This is a genomic window from Herbaspirillum sp. 1130 (assembly GCF_017833835.1).
Taxonomy (GTDB): Bacteria; Pseudomonadota; Gammaproteobacteria; order Burkholderiales; family Burkholderiaceae_D; genus Herbaspirillum; species Herbaspirillum huttiense.
Map to the genome: position 1 here is coordinate 1,811,734 of NZ_JAFICQ010000001.1, position 16,244 is coordinate 1,827,977.

A 16,244-nucleotide genomic window follows, 5' to 3' on the forward strand; every position below is an offset into this window, starting at 1 on the left:
AATCATGATGATGATCCTGGGAATGTTTGTCTTCAGCCTGCCTACGCTGGCCTATCAGGAACTCCAGCGGCAGACGCAATGGAAGTTCGCCAGCAATTCGCGGGTGGGCCGGCGTGATGCCCTGCAGTTCACCGGCAAGGGGGATGACGCCATTACCTTGTCGGGCTGGATCGCACCGGAGCTGACCGGCAGCGCCTTCTCACTGGACGCCCTGCGCCTGATGGCCGATACCGGAAAAAGCTGGTTCCTGATCCAAGGTACGGGACGCATCTATGGTTCCTATGTCATCGAGAGCATGGAGGAGGGACGCACAGTGCTGGATGGTTATGGCGATGCCAAGCGCATCGAATTCACCATCAAGTTGAAGCGCACAGACGACAGTGTGCTGTCGTCGCTCGGACTGGGCGATATCTCGGATCTGCGCAACATGGTCGACATCGACGGCGTCACGAACAGCATCACGGACAAGGCGCGCGACGTGGTCGGCAGTGCCATCGATGGCGTTAAATCCACGGTCGGTGGCATCGTCGGTAAGTTCGGAGGGACTGGCCAATGACCACCACCGCGCCAGCCTTCCGCATTGTCATCGAGGAAAAGGACATCAGCCGCCCTGTCTCCGACAGGCTCATGAGCATCACCTTGCGCGAGTGCCGGGGTGATGAAGCCGATCAACTGGACATCGAGCTGGACGACGCCGACGGCAAGTTGAAGATTCCGCCCAAGGGGGCCAAGCTGAATTTCTCGCTTGGCTGGATGGGTTCGCCTCTGGTGGACAAGGGGGCGTTCGTGGTCTCGGAGGTGGAGCACAGCGGTGCGCCGGATCGGCTCACCATCCGCGCCAGGTCGGCCAGCATGATCGATGCTTTTCGGCAGCAGCGAGACCGCAGTTTCCATGAGACTACTCTCGGCGCAGTGGTGGATGCCATCGCCGCCGGCAATGGGCTGGCATCGGGGATATCGGCCGGCCTGCGGTCCATCGCCATCAAGCATCTGGACCAAACACATGAAAGCGATTCCGCACTGCTGCGCCGCCTGGGCAAGAAATATGATGCGGTGGCCACCGTGAAAAATGACACGTTGTTGTTCATGCCGATCAACGAGAGTCGCACGGCCAGCGGCAAGCCCTTACCGGTGGTGAAGGTGGTGCGTGCGCTGGGCGACCAGCACCGATATCACAGCTCGGAATCCGATGCGTATAGCGGCGTTCGCGCGTTCTGGATGGATGAGAAATACGGACGCCGCCGCAGTGTCGTCGCGGGCCAGGCAGGCAACAGCAAGCGCTTGCGCACCACGTTCGCGAATGAGACTGATGCGCGTGCTGCCGCCGTGGCCGAGTGGCAGCGCATTGAACGTGGCTTGGCCACCTTCGAGATGCAGCTTGCGCTCGGCGATGCCAGCATCATGCCGCAATCGCCTGTAGTGGTTTCGGGATTCAAGGCAGATATCGACGCCACGGAATGGCTATCGAAGACCGTCACTCATTCCATCACAGGAAGCGGCTTTACGACGCGCATCGAGTTCGAGACCAAAACCGAACCGGCCGACACTGAGCGCGAGCTCGATCATGATCCAGAGGAAGGCATCACCGGCGTGAAAGCGGAATGGCACGACAAGGCAAAAAAGAAGAGCAACAAGGGCACTGAGTTGGCAGGTAAAGCCGACAACGCCAAGACGCTGAAACGGACCTATGCCACCAAGCAAAGTGCCAACCGTGCTGCAGCTCTGGAGTGGGCCAAAATCAAAGAGGTTCGCGAGATCATCGCGGAGAACAATCTAGATTGATCAGCACCGAGTGAGATTTTCGTTGCTGATTGCACTCACTTAGCGCGACCAGGCGGCCGAGCGGCCATCTGTCGCAGCGATGCACTCGCTTAGCAATCCACCGGCTGTCTTGATTATGCTGCCAGCCGAATACGGCTTTCCGTCATAGATGCAATGAGCATTGGAATCCATTGCATCACTAGGCGCAGGCATCTTATACAGCAGCCATGCACTTGATGCGGCTAGGAGAAGAACTAATGTCACCAGCGCAAATATCGCCCGCTGCGAGCGAGAGAACGACGCATCTTTTTCCTTGCAGATCGCACACTCGACCAGAGCATGAATTGGCGCAGTCGAATGTGGAATAGTTTCTTGAGCAAGTGCTGCAGGGACAGCAGGAACAGTAGGAACAGCAGGAACAGTAGGAACAGCAGGAACAGTAGGAACAGTAGGAACAGTAGGAACAGTAGGAACAGTAGAAACAGTAGGAACAGTAGGAACAGTAGGAACAGTAGGAACAGTAGGAACGATACTGGATTTAGCCACGCCTGCTGCAATCCATTCTTCCAATGTTTTTTTAACTGTCATATAGTGCTCGATGGGCAGTTCGCGAAAATATTTGATTCCATAATCAGTGATGAAAATTTTATAGATTTCAATCTCTTCGTCGCCGCATATCGCTGCCCATTCCTTCACCAGCATATTGATTCTTTTTCGCTGATACTCAGTAATTCTTTGTACTTCCTTTTTGGCCTCGCTCAAATTCAGAGTCATCACGTTATTAAACCGCGGTGCCTCATGAACGTTGCCTTCGATAATTTGGCCAATATCGCGCTGCGCTTCAATTTTTTCTGACATTCAAAAACCTAATGGTTACTACTGACGCGTTACTCCCTGTCACGCGTCGAAGCACACTAAAACATGCGCGGTTCGCCAGACACGCAAAAACGGAACTTGGCGTAAGCGCGCCAGATACTTTTATTTCTTTTTTGCGGCAGATTTTGTGTAAGCACCCTCGGCGACATAGAAGCCTTGAGACGCTGATTTAACCGAAATCGGGACGGCCTCTATGATGGGCGAGTTTTCCGATGTCAGCACCTTGAGTCTTTCGCCGGGACCGGTAAGAACACAGCGCTTAGAATCGAAAAACGATTGAAGCCTTGTCTGCTCACCCGATGCGGCCATTTTGAACGCCGACAGCAAATCCTCGGGCGTTATGCAGGCCACTGTGGCATTGATTGGTTCGATGATGTCTTCGGCTTTGAATTTTGGTGCGTCCGCCAGCGCCGAAATGGAAAGCAATGCGCAGAGGCATGCTACGAAAATCTTGTTCATAAATCCCCAAACGCAAGTCGGCACCCTTGCACCGACCTTCATTTTTCACTTCTTCTTTATCGTTTTATGGACCATGACTGGGCCTTGAAGCGTCCCATGGATATCACCAGTAATATACTGGCCAATGCCACCGCCAGCGGTTATGTGTGAGGCGTTCTTGCTGCCGGTATCAGCGGAGGCCGCACCTTCTAAGATCCCGAGAATTCTTGCTTTTGTTCTCACGTCAATCGTTCGATAGCCATTGAGTAGTTCTTTTTCATCGTCCTCCAGAACCTCTGCGGATGGGGAGCCGCTGAACAGGAACACTATGTCTACACCCGCCTCGAATAGCCCTTGCAGATAGCCGGAATCCGGCTTGCGCGATCCATTTTCATAGTTCATCTGGGCATCCCTAGTTACCCCACCGAGGGATGCAAATTTCTCCTGGCTCAAGCCAAGTCGCTTGCGCTCAAACTTTAAACGTTCTTGAAATGAAGTCATTTGACTTGAATGTTTGTTGACTTGCGGCCGCATGACCGCTATATTCTCGTCATTGCTAAGTGACGTATACAAATTTTACCCTATGTCTACACCTGCCACTTCATTGCCAATAAGAAATGAAACTGACATTCCAGCTACCAGGGATGTCACATCGGTGGTTATGACCACCCGCCTGGATTCTCGCGAGGCGGAAAAAGTCTCGGCCTATGCAGTTCAAGACCATCGAACTCGCTCGTCCTTTCTCCGCCTCATGGTCCTGAAAGGTATTCAGGCGTACGAAAAAGAACACCAATCCGCAACCGCCTGACCAGGGGGAACCTATGTACGACGATCCGCGCCACATCCGCGATCACAGAATCGTGATCCGCTGCAACGCCGACAACTACGCGTTCATGAAGTCGCTCGCCCAGCTGCAGGGTGAAAACTTGGCGACCTTGGCCCACGACATGATGCTGCATATGGCCGTTGAGTTCGTCGTTGCTCGTGATGTGCCCATAGTAATCAATCAAAACATGCAAACCAAGGCGCTCAAGAGCCACTTTTTAGTGCCTCAAAATGCCTGATATCGAACTGACGCTGATAAGTCCTGCACTCGTTGAGGCATTGGAAATACTGATGGCGTGCGAGGGATTCGAGACAATCGAAGACGCCGCCGAGTTCGTTTTTTCCGCAGCGGTTCGTGAAGGTGCAAAGCGTGTTACCGGCAAGGCAAGAGTGCTCTATGCCGTTGAGGGGAAGAAGCCATGCGCGTAATCAGCATTCCATGCCCACACTGCCAACATCGTGTGAGAGCAGCCAAAAGCCGCACCATGTCGTCAATGATGAAAGAAATCACGTACCAGTGCCAGAACGTCGAATGCGGCCATACCTTCGTGGCCACGCTTGAGGTCTCGCGCACCGTATCGATGTCGGCCATGCCGAATCCAGAAGTGCGCATTCCGATTTCTTCGCGCGCATTTCTGGCTGCCAAGAACCAGATGACGCTAGACCTCGCGACCGTCTAAACGGCCGCCCCACTCCCGACAAATCAATACCTGCCGTGCGCCAAATGGCGCACGCAGGATTCGCTCACCCTGAAAAAACATGGCCACGATTACCGATCAGCAAAAAGCCATCAACGCACTCACCTTGATCAGGCTCCGAATGGATGAGGATCTTAAGGAATTCCGCTGCGCGCAGCGCATGCTGATGCACGAGGCCGCGCTCATCGACGAGGTGCGCTGGAACGTCATCTGGCAAGGTAAGAAAGTCATCTCGAACCGGCTCGCTGCGCGCCTGCAACGCATTGACGGCCTGCTCGGGGAATGGTGATGCGTAGCGTGCTGAGTTACTTCGTTGCCGGCTTGCTGCTGCTGGCGCCGGCCGTGCTGTCGGCGCTGGGCTGGGTGAAAGGCTGAACATGCGCTGCGCCCGTATCAAGGATCATGCGTCGTTCCGCCCTGCCACGGATCTGCTGCGCGAGCGTGCGGCACAGGTGCCAACACCACCGGGTGATGAGGCCGCAAAAGCCGAGCTGGAAAAGGCCATGATGCTGCTGCGCACACGCAAGCGGCCAAACCATCAGATCGGCGTCGCCTATTCCTGGGCGGCCACTGCCAAGCCGGTGCGCCGGCACATCCTGGCCTTGGCAGGACTCTCGGCGGACCGCTGGGAATCCCCCATTCACTCCTTTACCGAAGCCGAACGCCTGGCCATGCGCCATGCCGTGCTGCGCGCAATCTCGACCTACGAAAGAGCCCTCAATGCAGTATAGAAAAGTCGATGCGAAGACGCGACGCCAGCACAAGGCCTTTCTCGATTCGCCTCAGTTTGCCAGCGAACTGGAACGCATCCCACTGAAGTGGCGCGGCCGTGTGGTCAGCCAGGCGCTTGAGCTCATGTCGGTATGGCACTGGCGCCGGATCTTCGAGCCGGTCGCACTCGATTTCGTACGTGACTTTGCCGCGCACTACGTGCCGGCCGGAATTGATCTTTCGCAGGATGATGCTGAAATCTGCGCCACTGCCGAGAAGGCGGCCGAAAACGTCAAGAAGATGCTATGGAAGGCGATATCGGACACGCACGCTCGCGACATCATCGAGCAGGAATGCAGCGATTACGGCATTGACGTGCCCGAAGTGGACGACGATGACCTGCGCGCGATCATCGCGCGGGTAGTGGACCCACGCTGGTGGCGCCGTCAACTGCGCAAAGTGGTCGGCCGTGCCTTCGAGGGCGGCAATATCCGTCTTGGCTACGTCCATTACCATGGCGAGCCCTATGCCAGCAATGATGCGGTGCTGTCGCGCCTGGCGCAGAACAAGCGCAATGCAGCGGCGTTGGAAGCGACGATGGTGCGCAATGAGGCCGGCCAGGAATTCAGCATTGCGGAATTGGCCGAGAAAACCACCGCGAACAAAACCATTCGTCGGGGTGAGCTGATGTTGCGTATCAATGGTTTTGAGACCATTGCGCGGGAGTGCAAGGACGAAGGTCTGTTTCTCACATGGTCCTGCCCGTCGCGCTTCCACGCCACAATGCACAGCGGCAAGCCCAATCCGAAATATGACGGCTCAGATCCGCGCACGGCTAACAAGTACCTGGGCAAGATGACGGCCCTGGCGCGCTCGGCGCTGGCACGGCGTGGCATCGGCCTGTACGGCTTCCGCATTGCTGAACCGCATCACGATGGATGCCCGCATTGGCACATGCTGGTGTTCGTGCGCGCTCTGCCGGGCTACACCACCCCGCACGTCAAGGACGTGGCTGGCCGCGCTATCCGCGTCATGAAGCGTTACGCCTGGCGAGTGGACCGTGGCGAGCCTGGCGCATTCAAGCGCCGGCTTGACGTGAAGCGCATTGACTGGTCGAAGGGCAGCGCCGCCGGCTACATCGCCAAGTATGTGGCCAAGAACATTGACGGCGTGGCCGACCACAAGACCAAAGAAGGTTACGTGGTGACCACCGACACGGCCGGTGATTATGAGCTGACACCATCGGCGCGCGTCGAAGCCTGGGCCGCCCGTTGGGGAATTCGGCAGTTCCAGCAGTGGGGCGGCGCACCTGTGAGCGTCTGGCGTGAGCTGCGCCGCGTGCCGGCAGACATGGTGCAAGAGGCACCGCCAGCGATGGCCGCTGCCTGGGATGCAGTGCAAAAGGTCGAGGGTGAGAAGCGTGCATGCTGGGCGAGCTACCTGCGTGCGCAGGGTGGCGCCATCGTGAAGCGCGACGATCTGATGGTCACCCTGGCCAAAGAAACCAAGACTGTCACCGGCCGCTATGAAGAGTGTGAGCGAGTGATGCCCTATGGCGTGCAATGCCGCCAGATGGCCGGGGTGGTCTTTAAATCCGTTCGGCACACATGGACACCAGTTCAAGGGCACGACGCCCGCGCATCGGCGGGTTCGGGGTTCCCTTGGACTCGTGTAAATAACTGTACGCAGCCCGCTGGGCCTGACTTTGCGGCTGATGTGTCCTTCGAGCCGAAGACTGCGCCAGCGCCGGTCACGTTCCAGCCCGACCAGGCCGCACAGATCGATCATGCCTGGCTCGCCCTGGGCGCATGTCCCTGGCCTCGACCGGTGGTGGACGACATACCGACCTGGCCAAGGCCAGCCATGACCGCCGATGAACAGCGCCGGGCCCTGGCCGCCTGGGATGCCATCAAGGCGTGCCCCTGGCCACGCGTGGTGCCTGTGCCGGACAAGTCCCCGCGCCACGGTACGCCTCGCCAGGTCGCCGACTGGCGCGCCGGCCGGCTCGATGTCAGCGAACTTCCGATTGATCCCAACCCAACGAAAGGGAACGCCCCATGACCGCGTTTCGTGTCGTCGTGCGCACTGCCAGCGCACGCCATTCCTACACCGCCATCGCAGCCCATAGCTGCGACGTGATCGCCGCTGCCGTCGATCGCTTTGGCGTGTGTTCCGTAACGGCCACCAAGGAGAAAAAACAATGAATGCACCCGTGAAATTCGATGTCATCGTCACCACCAGCAAGCCGCGCGATTTCGTAATGCAGCCCCCGCAGGCCCTGGACCGCATCACGTTCAACACGCCCGACGATGGCGTGCTGGCAGGCTATGTGTCGGTCATTCGTCAGCACCTGGGCAACGGTGAGCGATTCGCCTGGGTCGAGCTCGACAACGAGCCGGCCGGGCTGTTCCGCGGCGTGCCGTTGGCAGACATCCTCACTTGTGATGATGCCGGAGACGTGCGCCGCAATAGCCCGAACTGCGAAGCTAGACGTCTATGCCTGAGCGACTACAGCGCGAACATTATCGACAGGGGGAGAATGGATGCTCGCAATTAAAAATCCAACCGCCTGGGGCCAGCTTCTACGAATGCTGGCCGAGCAGGTGGCAAACGAAGTTCTGCAGCAGGCGCCGGAAATAGGCGGCGATCCTGAAACCGAAAAAGCACTCTATATTCAGCACCATGAAAGCAGCGATCTACGCACGCTATAGCACCGACAAGCAGCGCGAGGCCTCCATCGAGGATCAATTCACCATCTGCACCCGGCGCGCCGAGCGTGAAGAGCTTAAAGTGGCACAGCGCTACAGTGACGACGGGGTATCCGGCTCCACGCCGGTAGCCCGGCGTGCTGGCGGCGCGCGGCTGCTCATGGATGCGTTCAACGGTCGTTTCGACGTGCTGATAGTGGAAGGCCTGGACCGTCTGTCGCGTGACCAGGTGGAGCAAGAGCAACTGGTGCGCCGCCTGGAGCACCGCGGCATCGTCATCATCGGCGTGGCCGACAGTTACGACAGCCGCATGGGCGGCCGCAAGATCATGCGGGGCGTGCGCGGGCTGATCAATGAGATGTTCCTCGATGATCTGCGGCACAAGACGCATCGTGGCCAGGCCGGCCAGGTCGAACGCGGCTATGCGGCTGGCGGCAAGTCGTATGGCTATGACATCGTGCGCGACCAGCTGGGCAGCAAGTACCAGGTGAACGATGCGCAGGCCGGCTGGGTGCGGTGGATTTTCACGCGCTACGCGGAAGGCTGGAGCGTGCAGCGCATCGCCCATGAGCTCAACGCCCGCAAGGTGCCCTCCCCGCGTGCAAGCACGTGGGTGGTTTCGGCCATCTACGGATCGCCCAACAAGGGGAGCGGGATCCTGAACAACTGCTTGTATCAGGGCCTCTATATATGGAATCGCTCGCAGTGGGTGAAGGATCCGGACACGGGCAAGCGGCAGCGGGTAGACCGGCCGCGCGAGGAGTGGCGGGAAATCGATGTACCCGAGCTGCGCATCGTTGATGATGAGCTGTGGCAGACCGTGCGCAAGCGCATCGATGGCCGGCTACCTGGCCGCAAGCAGGGGGCACCGGTGCGGACCTTGTTCGGCGGACTGATGACCTGCCCCTATTGTGGCGGGGCCATCGTGGCTATCAATTCCCGGCTGTACGGCTGCGCCAACAGAAAGGATCGCGGACCAACGGTCTGCAAGGGCATCCACTTCAAGCGGGAGACCGCCGACAAGAACCTGCTGGAGACCTTGCGCGATGAGCTGCTGTCGCCTGCCGCGCAGGAACAGTTGCGGCGCCAGGTGCAGGCCATCATCGCCGAGCGTCAGCGCAGCAGTGCGGCCGACGGCGCAGCGGCGACGGGCCGGCGCAAGGAGCTGGACGGGGAAATTCAGCGGCTGGTGGATGCGATCGCCAGTATCGGTGCCTCTCAGGCGCTGGCGGATCGGCTGCGAGCGGCCGAGGCCGAGCGCGGCCAACTGGCGGCGATCAAACCAAGAGCCGGCAGTGACGGGCCGTCTGCAGGAGAAATCGGGGAAAGGATCAAGAAGACTATGGCCAACCTGGAAACCGCCCTGACCGCTGACGTGCAGCAGGCGCGCATTTTGGTAGCCGAGCTCTATGGGAAAATCGATGTCGTCGCCGAGGGCGAGAATATCTACGCTGAATACAACAATGCCGCTGAGAAACTATTACTAGCTTCTAGCGGCATGTCTCTAAAACTGGTTGCGGGGGCGGGATTTGTCCGTTATCTACCGTTCAGAATTAGATAGCCAAAACACACTTATAAGGCAGAGCTTATTTCAGCGGTTTATAAGCTAGAACAAATATCCCCCTTTCTTTGGTGCAAATTAGTCCTGTCTGCTCCGCACAATTTCTGCAAACGATATTTCAAGGCGACGTCAAAAATCGTACGATGAGAATCGTTGAGTTTTTAAATATGGCTGGATATACTGTATATACATCCAGTGCTTATGTTGTCGGCCCTCCGCCATCGCTGGGTGGAACGCCCCGATCAATTCCGTTCGCGGCCAATTTACTTATCAGATTGGAAAATTATGACGACGGCTTACAGCGTTTCGAATGCAGTTCCTTTTTCCGCTCTTCCTACCACCAACGGGGTGCAGCAGCAATTTTTTGCGCCCAATACAAACGATGGGCCGGCGACTTTCGCTCCCGATGGACTCTCTGCGGCTCCCATTGTTGGCCTCGCGGGACATGCCCTGCAGGGCAACGAGATTCCGGCAGGAGCGCTGGTCACCCTTTCCTCCTATATCGGCCCGCTATTAAATTCCGGCGCTCTTTGCTGGTTGTTGATCGACTGCGCCGGTGGCGCGCAACAAATCACACCTGCGAGCCGAGGCGAGCAAGCTGTCACCTTGGACCAGCTCAATAAGACTGGACGCTCAGGGATTCGCGGACTCGTTGGCAAAGCAAACGCAACTTCCCCTGCAACTAAGTTCGATTTCTCCACTGCATCGCGCACATTCCGTGACCCGAACACAGGAATTGTTCAGACAAGCTACAACACATCAGTCATTACAGTAGACGCCAACTTGGCCGGTCCAGTGCTGAACGGCCGTGATCAAGCTGCCGCTTTCACGGCGGGTAGCTGGATCTACCTATATGCCCTCTCCGACGGAAAAGGGTCCGAAGGTGCAGTCTTCAGCGCAAATCCGCCCTCAGTTGGGCCGAACAACGTTCCTGGCTACCCTTATGTCGTCCTGATCACAGCCCTCTACTGGACCAGCCAATCGGTAATTCGACGGGTCGTCGCATCGGGCAATACGGTTTATGAGGCTGCCCAAATTAGCATCGCCGCCTCCGGCAATACCGCTGGATCTGAAATCGCGTTCAGTACGGCGCTTGCTTGCCCACCAATTGCACTGCGTTGGAAAGCTCGTATCAATTCGTACATTTCCACCAATTCGGGCGGAGGAGGCACCGCTTCGGCGAGCTATCGCTTCATTTCTGGATTTGAAGCGAAAGAAATCCCGTTGGGGCAGCCAGTGGCGAATGCGACAGCATATGACAACGAGGAAGTTGAATTCCCCAATGTCTCCCAACAGCTCTTCTTGGTGTTTTCTCTTACGTCGGGCCCGGGAAACATCGCGTCGATCCTCACCAACGTGAAGTCTGTCGGCTACGTTGTTCCCAATGGAGACAACTGAGTCTGACAAACACCGTGCACGCAAAAATAGCGAGCAGCGATGGCTAGAGGAAGATTTGTCTTAATCAGACCAGTCTAGGTCACTTGCCAGCAAAGAGAGCCCGGGTACTGAAAAAGACTCGGGCTCTTTTAATTAGGAGAAGTCACCCGGATTGAAATTAACTTGAGTATCGAGAACGCCATATAAAACTCTGCGGTTTCGATATAAGCCATTGAGAACCAACATTAATGCTCATCCTTGCCAAGGGGGTAGCATCCATTCGGCACCCTCAGTAACCAAAAATGTTAAGCTTTTGCACCTCCACATTTACAAACACTTAACAGACTGGCTGGGAAAGACTAATGTCGCTTATTAATGAGTCAAAAATAAATAAACTTTTCAAGGTTGGGATAATACTGATATCGCTGAGCGCCTTAGTCTTAGTTTTTACTGCAGGAATGACACAAGACGTCAGCTTCGACGCGGCATTCAATCTGCAAGTCGCAAAAAGCATTTCTCATGATTTGGTTTACTCGTCAACGTATAACCCTAGCTACATTAACGACTATCGAATTACCACCAACGGGCCACTACAGTATCTTTGCGCATTGCTTTTGACAATCTTCGGAGACCGGCTTGGATTAGCGCTCACGCTGACTCTAGTAGCGTTCTTTTTCTTATACTCCGCCAAGAAATATTCTTCATTAGCCTGGCTCCTTTGCATCACCATCATTTTCACCAGCGCGACTTTCTCAGATCAACTGACGTCGTTTTTGGGTGAAATAACAGCCCTCGGTTTTTTGATACTTGGACTACATACCATAAGCAACGCTCCATTGAGCCGAAACGAAGCTGCGTCTCTCGCAATGGGTAGTGTCTTCTTCGGCTTTGCTATATCAACCAAACTAATAAGTGGTGTAGTCATTCCCTTCTTGGCATTCGGAGTGTGCGCATTGCACCAACCGAAGTTGACGTGGGCGAATTTCACCTCGACCACCGTTCGCGCAATTGCTGTAAGCTTGGGAGCGCTCGGTGTCTTTATAGCAAGCTTCTATTTCTCCAGCTTCACATCTGAGCTCTTAGTGAAGTTTTTACATGCGGGAAGTCTTGAGATGCCGCCGACTGCACCGGGGCTGGGAAAATTCATTGAACATCATTTCTGGCAGCGCTCAACAGCTGCAGGGAGATACATGCTTCATTTAGATTCTTTTTCTAATCCGCTCACGCTACCTTTAATTTTCTTGGCCTCCGCCTTACTTCTAGTTTTCTCTATTTTCTGGGCGCCACTCGTTCTTTTATGCGGCTACATTCTCATCTCTGGAATGGATGAGCGTCGTATCATGCTAATTTACTTCCCCCTTTTGTTGGCGGCCGCTTGGTGCGCCTCGAAGCAACTGAGACAGGTCAGCGAAACACGTAACCAATTCATAACATCAAGAATATTGCCGGCCGCATTTGTAGCAACTACGCTCCTTCTTATTGCGCCGCAAATGCAAAAAAGCACCCGCCCGGGTCTTATGTTACAGGCAGAGAAATTCGAGAAACTTTTATCGATCAAAAGAGCTGACCTCGCTTCCTTTCCAGTAAATCCAAACATCATCCAGATGTCACAAATTATCTCAGCAACACCTGGCAAGGTTTTAACAAGCGGATGGTGGCAATTTCCAGAGTACCAGTTGGCTAGCGGCCGAAATTTCTACGATAGAACTGCTCCCGCTCCTGCAGAGCAACTAAAGGGAAGAACGGATTTACTGCTGCTTTTTGACAAAAGCTTTAAATGGTATCCGGAAACCTCTATTGCGCTTTGCAGCGACGTGATCGCAGAGAGGGGTGATTTGGTTTTCTGCAGGTTCAAACCGGACACAAGACTTAATATTCGAGTTGGAATAGAGCAATCCTAAGCTCGTGTCACACAGGTAATGAGGGCAATTTGAGCCTAGTGATAGTAATCCACGCGACTAAAATTGGCAGAGGATGCTGGCATTCTGCAAAGTCGTGAGCACGCAGAAACTGTGAAGCTGAAGACGATAGAGTTATGCCAAGCAAAAGGCCTGGAACGCTGTCACGTTCGAGGCCTTAATTTGAAAGGCTCTTAACCTTTAGATTTGGTTACAGGGGCGCGATTTGCCCGTTATTTACCTTTCAGAATCCGATAGCCAGCAATGGCGCGGGGGTTCGAGTCCCCCTCCTCGCACCAGACAATCCATTTAAAGTCAACTACTTAGATACAATGGGCTGTCATTATTTTGGGTGTTTTGGGGCTCTTTTGGCATAAGAATACCAACTTAATGACAGCATCATGCCCCTATTTGGAGAGCTGCTATGACTGCTGTGATGATCTGGCTAAACAAGGAGTCTCTGCCTCACTTTGAAGATATCTGGGCAGTAGCAGATACTCAGGTTTCAAAGGGGGAAAATCCTCTTACCAAGCAAGCGCCTAAGATCTTCTCGATACCGGTGAATTGCTACTGGCCAGGTGAATCTGGCTTCTTCGATACGGTCGGCTTCGCAGGCTCCGTAGGAGTGGCCTTTGCAGGTTCCACATTGATCGCCCACAGCGCAGTGCTAGCTGTAACACCTCTTTTTGCGAATCTAATCTCAACCTCAAAGGCAGTCCCCACCCTGGAAGGACTCGCCCTGTACTTCCTCGACTTCTTGAAGCAATATTTCCTATCGACCAACGCTATCACGATGCCGAATGACCGCGCCACCGTCGAATTTTGCTTCTTCGGCCGGTGCCCCCGCTCTGGAGAATTGGGTGCGTTTCGCGGTATATCAGATGTATCTTCTGCAGAGATAGGATGTGATCCCGTCCAGTTCGACGAACAGGAAACCGTGATTCATCTAGGAAGCCACAAGGCTGAAATCGCGCAGATGGTGAATGATGAGCGCGCCAGACATCCAATTGGATCACTTCCATGGTGGCGATCACCATACCCAGTCATGCGTAGGATAGTGGCCGCCGAACTTTTTTCTGACATTGGCGGCACTACTCTACTCGCCATTACTTCAGGTTCCCGCGTACAGACGTACACTCGACCATGGGTACCAGGAGCCGGCCATGCCCATTTCAGCTACTTGGGCACCAATGTAGAGGTGGAGTTTGACGACTGTAGAGTGGGCCTGCCCAGCCTGTACTGAGCATATGGACCGTACCGCTGATGCATGCGTTTAATTAGCTAAGAAGCTTTAGCAAGCTGAGTTCAATGTATGAGCCCCCACCGGATCGCCATACTCAAATTTAAGCGAAGGAACTTTATAATCCTACGGCTAAGATCAAATTGTAGATCTTGCTAAAACTCAAATAAACTAGGGGAAGCAATTTTGGATGATGAAGACGGCAAAGTCCGCCGAAACCTTGTGACTGTGGCCTTTGCAACCATTGCAGGTTCTTTTGTCAAAATATCGGTAACCAAACTAGCGGTGTTTGGTTTGTCGGTAAGCACGTCCCACCCCGGACGCGTATGGCTGGTTCTATTTCTTGTGCTCGTTTACCTTATTCAGAGGTATCACTTTTCTGACATCGCCATAAAAGAGCGAAAAGCGCTTGGCGAGAACTACGGTTCTGCTCTCAAGGTTGCAGTAGCTAGGCGTCTTCAGAAAGACATGCAGAATGTAGTCGTAAAGAAAAAAGCACCGTCGGTGCTGGGGCCGTTTGCGACGGGCACTATTTTCAAACAGGCCCAAGATCTACCAGATATAAAGATCTTTAGCGGTACTTTCTTCATTGCTGGCAACCTCGACTATCCCCCTCATGACTTGATCTCAATCCTCCAAAGCGGACATCTGGGCGTGCAAGGCGCGACATTTTCAAATGCGACAAAAAACGTTGCAAACTCCACCCACGGCCACCTAGTTACGCCATATAACATTCCGAGACGCCAGTACGTAACGCTTTTACTGCGTGCTACCGCTGAATTCCTATTCAACTCTAAACCATCGGTAAATCTTGTCTTTCCCTACGTGCTAGGAGCTATCGCCAGTGTCATCTGTGCGAGCGAACTTGGCATGGCGGCATATGCCAGATTGACGATGTAAGAACAATCAGTCTCAAAAAGGCGGCCCTGGGTTGACCTCACCAAACGCAATCTGCCAGGTCTGCCAATAGGCCACCGCCGGCCGTTCAATGCCGCCGAGCCGCTCGATTCCGTAAATAACCATACCTCTTTTAACGAAATAGCAGTCCCACCAAAAAGAAGAGCCAGCGAATGTCAATCTATTCGAAGCCCATGTACACAAGGGAGCAGGTGAATGCCGCCGGTAGACAACTGGTAAGCGGAGACCCAGATTTACCTAGCTATATGCCAATAATTGAAAACTGGCGAGCAGCTCATTCACATCCGCTAAACTCCTTTTATGTGACGCTACAGCGGAGGGCTAAGAAGGTCAGTCGCCTATCTAATACGGTACAGCGCATAAAGCGCCTAGAGTCAATCTCCGCCAAGCTCAGCGCAAAGGACAGCATGAAATTGTCCCAAATGCAAGACATTGCCGGCTGCCGAGCGATAATGCCCACCCTCGGTACAGTGGGCAGGCTAGTGGAACTCTATCGCATCTCGCGAACTGTACATAGGTTCAATGGAGTTAAAGACTATATCTTGGAGCCGAAAGATACAGGATATCGAGGGATACACTTGAAATACAGTGTCGGCGGTGACAATCCTGACAATCCCTATTACGGATTGAAAGTCGAACTGCAAATCAGGACCCAACTTCAACACCAGTGGGCAACAGCTGTCGAGGCTGCGGAAACATTTACAGGTCAAGCTCTGAAATCCAACATGGGACAGCAAGCGTGGCTTCGCTTCTTCGCGTTGATGAGTTCCATTTTTGCGCTGCGAGAAGGCCAACCTACCGTCCCAGGAACTCCATCAAACCAAGAAGACCTGTTCAACGAAATTGTTGAGCTTGATCGAGCCAACCATATCGAAGCTACCTTCAGTGGGTATCAGGCTATCCTCCCAAAGGTAGAACGACGCAGGAACTCCAAATACTTCGTAGTGAGATTAGATCCTGTCGCACGCAGGGTATCAGTTCGAGGATTTAGCGGAAGCGAGTCAACAGAGGCAAACCGACTTTATACCGCTCTAGAGAATGAGATACCTACTGACTCTCCCACCCGCATTGTTCTAGTCTCCGCATCATCTATAAGTGCACTTCGCAGAGCTTATCCAAACTACTTTTTGGATACGACGACTTTCTTACAAGAAGTGGTGAAGATTATCCGCCCTGATCGCCAAGGCGCACTCTTCTAAGCTAACACCGGTGATACCACTCAAGTTTGAAAAA

The 16,244-nt window shown here is 54.4% G+C and carries 20 protein-coding genes; 17 read left to right on the forward strand and 3 right to left on the reverse strand.

Annotated features, from left to right (window positions below; translation table 11 throughout):
• The first annotated feature begins 4 nt into the window (after positions 1 to 4).
• Both JOD78_RS08130 and JOD78_RS08135 read left to right on the forward strand, forming a co-directional pair.
• Positions 5 to 556 carry a phage tail protein gene (locus JOD78_RS08130; RefSeq protein ID WP_209567058.1) on the forward strand — a complete coding sequence of 184 codons (552 nt, stop codon included), beginning with the start codon at positions 5 to 7 and terminating at the stop codon, positions 554 to 556.
• Positions 553 to 1,782, forward strand: a complete 1,230-nt coding sequence (locus JOD78_RS08135) for a contractile injection system protein, VgrG/Pvc8 family (protein WP_209567060.1) — start codon at positions 553 to 555, stop codon at positions 1,780 to 1,782. The genes JOD78_RS08130 and JOD78_RS08135 overlap by 4 nt, the downstream gene beginning before the upstream one ends.
• A gap of 39 nt (positions 1,783 to 1,821) precedes the next feature.
• Here the strand turns inward: JOD78_RS08135 and JOD78_RS27920 are convergent, their stop codons facing one another.
• From JOD78_RS27920 to JOD78_RS08150, 3 genes are all read right to left on the reverse strand, one after another.
• A complete protein-coding gene (locus JOD78_RS27920) occupies positions 1,822 to 2,619 on the reverse strand; it encodes a hypothetical protein (protein ID WP_245202004.1) in 798 nt (265 codons plus the stop codon).
• Positions 2,620 to 2,739: 120 nt separating this feature from the next.
• On the reverse strand, positions 2,740 to 3,138 hold the full coding sequence (locus JOD78_RS08145; RefSeq protein ID WP_209567062.1) for a hypothetical protein: 399 nt from the start codon (positions 3,136 to 3,138) through the stop codon (positions 2,740 to 2,742).
• A 3-nt stretch (positions 3,139 to 3,141) separates the two neighbouring features.
• Complete coding sequence (locus JOD78_RS08150; protein WP_209567063.1) at positions 3,142 to 3,576, reverse strand: helix-turn-helix domain-containing protein; 435 nt, start codon at positions 3,574 to 3,576, stop codon at positions 3,142 to 3,144.
• A gap of 320 nt (positions 3,577 to 3,896) precedes the next feature.
• Between JOD78_RS08150 and JOD78_RS08155 the strand changes: the two genes are divergently transcribed.
• From JOD78_RS08155 to JOD78_RS08225, 15 genes are all read left to right on the forward strand, one after another.
• Entirely contained in the window at positions 3,897 to 4,139 is a 243-nt protein-coding gene (locus JOD78_RS08155) for a hypothetical protein (protein WP_017452874.1), read from the forward strand.
• Positions 4,132 to 4,329, forward strand: a complete 198-nt coding sequence (locus JOD78_RS08160) for a hypothetical protein (protein ID WP_017452875.1) — start codon at positions 4,132 to 4,134, stop codon at positions 4,327 to 4,329. The genes JOD78_RS08155 and JOD78_RS08160 overlap by 8 nt, the downstream gene beginning before the upstream one ends.
• Positions 4,320 to 4,580 (forward strand): ogr/Delta-like zinc finger family protein, encoded by a 261-nt coding sequence (locus JOD78_RS08165; RefSeq protein WP_209567066.1) that lies wholly within the window; start codon positions 4,320 to 4,322, stop codon positions 4,578 to 4,580. The genes JOD78_RS08160 and JOD78_RS08165 overlap by 10 nt, the downstream gene beginning before the upstream one ends.
• A gap of 79 nt (positions 4,581 to 4,659) precedes the next feature.
• Positions 4,660 to 4,887 (forward strand): hypothetical protein, encoded by a 228-nt coding sequence (locus JOD78_RS08170; protein WP_209567067.1) that lies wholly within the window; start codon positions 4,660 to 4,662, stop codon positions 4,885 to 4,887.
• Positions 4,888 to 4,975: 88 nt separating this feature from the next.
• The gene (locus JOD78_RS08175; RefSeq protein WP_121043107.1) at positions 4,976 to 5,329 is read left to right on the forward strand and encodes a hypothetical protein; all 354 of its coding nucleotides are present in this window, start codon (positions 4,976 to 4,978) and stop codon (positions 5,327 to 5,329) included.
• Positions 5,319 to 7,370, forward strand: coding sequence for a replication endonuclease (locus JOD78_RS08180; protein WP_209567068.1), 2,052 nt, complete (start codon positions 5,319 to 5,321; stop codon positions 7,368 to 7,370). Before JOD78_RS08175 ends, JOD78_RS08180 begins: the two co-directional genes overlap by 11 nt.
• A complete protein-coding gene (locus JOD78_RS08185) occupies positions 7,367 to 7,513 on the forward strand; it encodes a hypothetical protein (protein ID WP_008330650.1) in 147 nt (48 codons plus the stop codon). The genes JOD78_RS08180 and JOD78_RS08185 overlap by 4 nt, the downstream gene beginning before the upstream one ends.
• Positions 7,510 to 7,866: a hypothetical protein gene (locus tag JOD78_RS08190; RefSeq protein ID WP_209567069.1), complete on the forward strand. Its 357-nt coding sequence runs from the start codon at positions 7,510 to 7,512 to the stop codon at positions 7,864 to 7,866. The genes JOD78_RS08185 and JOD78_RS08190 overlap by 4 nt, the downstream gene beginning before the upstream one ends.
• Entirely contained in the window at positions 7,853 to 8,020 is a 168-nt protein-coding gene (locus tag JOD78_RS08195; RefSeq protein ID WP_209567070.1) for a hypothetical protein, read from the forward strand. Before JOD78_RS08190 ends, JOD78_RS08195 begins: the two co-directional genes overlap by 14 nt.
• A complete protein-coding gene (locus JOD78_RS08200) occupies positions 7,992 to 9,578 on the forward strand; it encodes a recombinase family protein (RefSeq protein ID WP_209567071.1) in 1,587 nt (528 codons plus the stop codon). The genes JOD78_RS08195 and JOD78_RS08200 overlap by 29 nt, the downstream gene beginning before the upstream one ends.
• Before the next feature lie 201 nt (positions 9,579 to 9,779).
• Entirely contained in the window at positions 9,780 to 10,976 is a 1,197-nt protein-coding gene (locus tag JOD78_RS08205) for a hypothetical protein (protein WP_209570798.1), read from the forward strand.
• A gap of 341 nt (positions 10,977 to 11,317) precedes the next feature.
• Positions 11,318 to 12,856, forward strand: a complete 1,539-nt coding sequence (locus JOD78_RS08210; RefSeq protein WP_209567073.1) for a hypothetical protein — start codon at positions 11,318 to 11,320, stop codon at positions 12,854 to 12,856.
• 421 nt (positions 12,857 to 13,277) lie between these two features.
• Entirely contained in the window at positions 13,278 to 14,096 is an 819-nt protein-coding gene (locus JOD78_RS08215; RefSeq protein WP_209567074.1) for a hypothetical protein, read from the forward strand.
• A gap of 183 nt (positions 14,097 to 14,279) precedes the next feature.
• On the forward strand, positions 14,280 to 14,993 hold the full coding sequence (locus JOD78_RS08220; protein ID WP_209567076.1) for a hypothetical protein: 714 nt from the start codon (positions 14,280 to 14,282) through the stop codon (positions 14,991 to 14,993).
• A gap of 263 nt (positions 14,994 to 15,256) precedes the next feature.
• A complete protein-coding gene (locus JOD78_RS08225; protein ID WP_280920968.1) occupies positions 15,257 to 16,210 on the forward strand; it encodes a RelA/SpoT domain-containing protein in 954 nt (317 codons plus the stop codon).
• Positions 16,211 to 16,244 lie beyond the last annotated feature (34 nt).

Coding starts and splice junctions, on each gene's coding strand:
- JOD78_RS08130 (WP_209567058.1), top strand. CDS start 5: ATGATGATGATCCTGGGAATGTTTGTCTTCAGCCTGCCTACGCTGGCC.
- JOD78_RS08185 (WP_008330650.1), top strand. CDS start 7,367: ATGACCGCGTTTCGTGTCGTCGTGCGCACTGCCAGCGCACGCCATTCC.
- JOD78_RS08190 (WP_209567069.1), top strand. CDS start 7,510: ATGAATGCACCCGTGAAATTCGATGTCATCGTCACCACCAGCAAGCCG.
- JOD78_RS08145 (WP_209567062.1), bottom strand. CDS start 3,138: ATGAAGGTCGGTGCAAGGGTGCCGACTTGCGTTTGGGGATTTATGAAC.
- JOD78_RS08210 (WP_209567073.1), top strand. CDS start 11,318: ATGTCGCTTATTAATGAGTCAAAAATAAATAAACTTTTCAAGGTTGGG.
- JOD78_RS08215 (WP_209567074.1), top strand. CDS start 13,278: ATGACTGCTGTGATGATCTGGCTAAACAAGGAGTCTCTGCCTCACTTT.
- JOD78_RS08150 (WP_209567063.1), bottom strand. CDS start 3,576: ATGACTTCATTTCAAGAACGTTTAAAGTTTGAGCGCAAGCGACTTGGC.
- JOD78_RS08225 (WP_280920968.1), top strand. CDS start 15,257: ATGCCAATAATTGAAAACTGGCGAGCAGCTCATTCACATCCGCTAAAC.
- JOD78_RS08180 (WP_209567068.1), top strand. CDS start 5,319: ATGCAGTATAGAAAAGTCGATGCGAAGACGCGACGCCAGCACAAGGCC.
- JOD78_RS08170 (WP_209567067.1), top strand. CDS start 4,660: ATGGCCACGATTACCGATCAGCAAAAAGCCATCAACGCACTCACCTTG.
- JOD78_RS08165 (WP_209567066.1), top strand. CDS start 4,320: ATGCGCGTAATCAGCATTCCATGCCCACACTGCCAACATCGTGTGAGA.
- JOD78_RS08160 (WP_017452875.1), top strand. CDS start 4,132: ATGCCTGATATCGAACTGACGCTGATAAGTCCTGCACTCGTTGAGGCA.
- JOD78_RS27920 (WP_245202004.1), bottom strand. CDS start 2,619: ATGTCAGAAAAAATTGAAGCGCAGCGCGATATTGGCCAAATTATCGAA.
- JOD78_RS08195 (WP_209567070.1), top strand. CDS start 7,853: ATGCTCGCAATTAAAAATCCAACCGCCTGGGGCCAGCTTCTACGAATG.
- JOD78_RS08175 (WP_121043107.1), top strand. CDS start 4,976: ATGCGCTGCGCCCGTATCAAGGATCATGCGTCGTTCCGCCCTGCCACG.
- JOD78_RS08200 (WP_209567071.1), top strand. CDS start 7,992: ATGAAAGCAGCGATCTACGCACGCTATAGCACCGACAAGCAGCGCGAG.
- JOD78_RS08135 (WP_209567060.1), top strand. CDS start 553: ATGACCACCACCGCGCCAGCCTTCCGCATTGTCATCGAGGAAAAGGAC.
- JOD78_RS08155 (WP_017452874.1), top strand. CDS start 3,897: ATGTACGACGATCCGCGCCACATCCGCGATCACAGAATCGTGATCCGC.
- JOD78_RS08205 (WP_209570798.1), top strand. CDS start 9,780: ATGTTGTCGGCCCTCCGCCATCGCTGGGTGGAACGCCCCGATCAATTC.